General features: G+C 63.0%; 2 protein-coding genes and 1 pseudogene. 2 read left to right on the top strand and 1 reads right to left on the bottom strand.

From position 1 onward, the window contains the following. Positions 1 to 513: 513 nt before the first annotated feature. Positions 514 to 1452, bottom strand: a complete 939-nt coding sequence (locus tag ABWP84_RS18465) for a tripartite tricarboxylate transporter substrate-binding protein (RefSeq protein WP_353213489.1) — start codon at positions 1450 to 1452, stop codon at positions 514 to 516. Between the two features lie 174 nt (positions 1453 to 1626). Here ABWP84_RS18465 and ABWP84_RS18470 point away from each other — a divergent pair. Next, a pseudogene (locus ABWP84_RS18470) lies at positions 1627 to 2595 on the top strand (transposase); the annotation flags it as partial. Between the two features lie 109 nt (positions 2596 to 2704). Further along, positions 2705 to 3138: helix-turn-helix domain-containing protein (locus ABWP84_RS18475; RefSeq protein WP_353213490.1), on the top strand; the 434-nt coding region annotated here is incomplete at its 3' end.

Below are 3138 nucleotides of genomic sequence, written 5' to 3' on the forward strand. Positions count from 1 at the left end.
TTCCTGCCCGCGGCGGCCGTGGCGAAGCGGGCAGGGCAGGCCCCCCCCATTTACGCGCAGTGCATTCGGAATTAAATACCAAAGAATTCACAATCCCGCCTGTGAATAAGCACCGAAGTGGGACCCGCTACGAATTCCGCATAGGCTCTTGTAAGCGCTTGTGGAAATTCATTTGGGGTGGGGCCCCGATTGCCGCCGATCGGGACCCTACCTGCACACCATATTTCCAAGCCTGCTCAACAGGTTAGAAGAAGTTACGGCCGGGGTCCCAATACGATGCTGATTCACACACGGCTCGTATGGGAACTGGCGGAGGAAGAGCGGCCTGATACGAACGGTCTCTGCTCAGAGGCCGACGGTTGCTCTCGCCAAAGGTATCTCGCAGGTGGGCTGGTTCAGGATCGACCAACAACTGGGTCACGGGCTGCCATGCACCACGGCCATTGTTACTCGACATTCTACCCAGTCGTTGGCTTTTACCCCCAAAATCACGAAAATCCGACAAAGCCTTTCTCAGCTATCCGAGCGAATGTCGTTGGCGCGGATCACCTGGCCCCATTTTTCGATCTCTGCCCCCAGGAATTGCCTGCATTCATCGGACGTACTGGCCACGATATCGCAGCCCTGCGCCTCAATACGGGTCTTCACTGCAGGTTCGTTGAGTACTTGAATCAGCGCCTCGTTCATTTGCCTTACCAGCGGCGCAGGTGTGCCGCTGCGCGCCAACATCGCCCACCAGGTTGGCGCTTCAAAATTGGCAAATGATTGCTGAGCAAAGCTGCGCGTCCCAGGCACATGGCGGCTTTCGCCGCTCGTCGTGACACCCAGCGGCCTCAAAAGCCCGGCACGGATATGCTGGCTGACAATCACCACATTGGTCATGAACAGCGGCACGAAGCCGCCAAGTGCGTCCTGCACCGCAGGTCCACCGCCGCGATAGGGCACATGCACCAGTCTAAAACCGCCCTGTTGTTGCAGCAGCGTGGTGGCGACATGCGCCAGGCCGCCCACCCCTGAGGTCGCGAAGTTGATCGTATCCGGCGCGCGCTTCGCCGCATCGATCACATCCTGGAAATTTTGATAGGGGGTGCTGTGATGCGCCACCATTGCCAATGGTCCGGAGGCGACATGGCAGACAGGATCAAATGCCTCCATTGTGCGGAATGGCAACTGCATCAATGTCTCATTCGTGGCCTGCGTGTCATAAACGAAGATCCAGACGCTGCCATCATTGGGTGCGCGACTTGCCTCTGCTGCACCTGTCGCACCGGATGCGCCGCCGCGATTGTCGATGACGATGGCCCGCCCCAATACCTCGGCCAGGCGGGGCTGGAACAGCCGGGCGATACTGTCCGTCGAGCCCCCGGGCGCCCAGGGAACGATCAATCTGATCGGCCGTGTCGGGAAACCAGTCCCCAGCCCCTGGGCACTCAAAACCGCCGGCCGTGCCAATCCTGCCGCGGTAAGGCTCATCAAAACACGTCGGCGCATGGCGCTTCCCCTGTGTTAAAAAATTATTCTAATTCTCTTAACATTGCGCGTTGCTGGCCTCGAAATGCAAGCCCGGGATCGGCCTAGCAGTCTGTCGGATTCCCAGCGGCCCTGAAATCTGCGAATCTGCTGGGCATGACAATATTCATTGCATTCAGCCGGGACCAGGCGTTCCTGCTGCCGGCGGATGACGTTGCTCACTTCGTGGTGGAGGCGGTAGAGCGGTTGCCGCTGAGCGCCTTCGCGGCGCGTGCGATCTGCGGTGGCAAGGCGCAGTATCATCCACGGCTGATGCTGGCGCTGCTGATCTACAGCTACGCCCACGGCATCTTCTCCTCCCGCCGTATTGAACGGGCGACCCATCGCGACATCGGCGTGCGCTACGTGGTGGCGAACCTGCACCCCGTCCACGACACCATCGCCGCCTTTCGGCGCACCAACCGCGTTGCCTTCGAGGCGGCCTTCCTCCAGGTGCTGCTGCTGGCGCGCGAGAGCGGCCTGCTCCGGCTCGGGACGGTCTCGATCGACGGCACCAAGCTTGACGCCAATGCCTCCAAGATCCGCTCCGTGCGCTACGACCGGGCGAAGGAGTTGCGCGCCAAGCTCGCCACCGACATCGCCGAACTGACTGCCCGCGCCGAAGCCGAGGCCGCGCGGCCGGAGCATGAAGCCAAGCAGGCCATCTTCGATGCGAAGAAGGGCCGGCGCGGCCGTCCGCCCAAGCCGCTCGAGGACGATCCGCCACCCACGCACCAATCCAACCTCACCGACCCCGACAGCGCGCTGATGCGCCGCTCCAACGCGCACGAATACCGCCAGGCCTACAACGCCCAAGCCGTGGTCTGCCCCGAGGGCTCGCAACTGATCCTCGCCACCGGTGTCGTCGCCACCTCCGCCGACGCGCCGAGCTTTTGTGCCACCATCCTGGGCATGGAGGCAGGCATCGGCCTGCCCAAGGCCGACACTGGCTTCGCCTCGGGCAAGGCCGTCGCCGCCCCCGATGCACGGGGCATCAAGCCACTTGTCGCCATCGGCCGCACCCAACCGCACCGACCCTACGACTTCCGGCCCCCACCGCAGACCAAGACACTACGCCCCGCCACAGTGTAAGCGCCACTGCAAAACTGACCCATGCGCCGATTGAAACCTGACCCATGCCAAAGATGATCCTGTCGAATTGGCGGGGTCCGGGATGGTTGGAGGAGAGGCGGCAATGGAGATCAGGATATTGTCCAAACACGGCAAGGGCGTGCGCGAGATTGCGCGAGAGGTCGGCGTCTCGCGCAATACGGTGCGCCGCTACCTGCGGGTCCCGGACGCAGCGCGGTATCGCGAACGGCCACCCCAGCCTGGCAAGCTATCAGCGTTCGAGGGCTACATCCTCCAGCGCCTGGCCTCTGCACTGCCGGATCGGCTGGCGGCCACGGTGCTGCTGCGTGGACTGCGCGCGCGGGGCTATGTGGGCGGCTACACGCTGGTGAAGGATTTCGTGGCAGCGCAGCAGCCACCAGCCGTGGTGGAACCGGTGGTGCGGTTCGAGACGGCACCGGGCCAGCAGATGCAGGTGGACTGGGCGACGATCCGGCGCGGCGAGGACAGGCTTTCGGTGTTCGTGGCGACGCTGGGCTGGAGCCGAGCAGCCTATGT

Source organism: Rhodovarius sp. (assembly GCF_040399605.1).
Taxonomy (GTDB): domain Bacteria; phylum Pseudomonadota; class Alphaproteobacteria; order Acetobacterales; family Acetobacteraceae; genus Rhodovarius; species Rhodovarius crocodyli_A.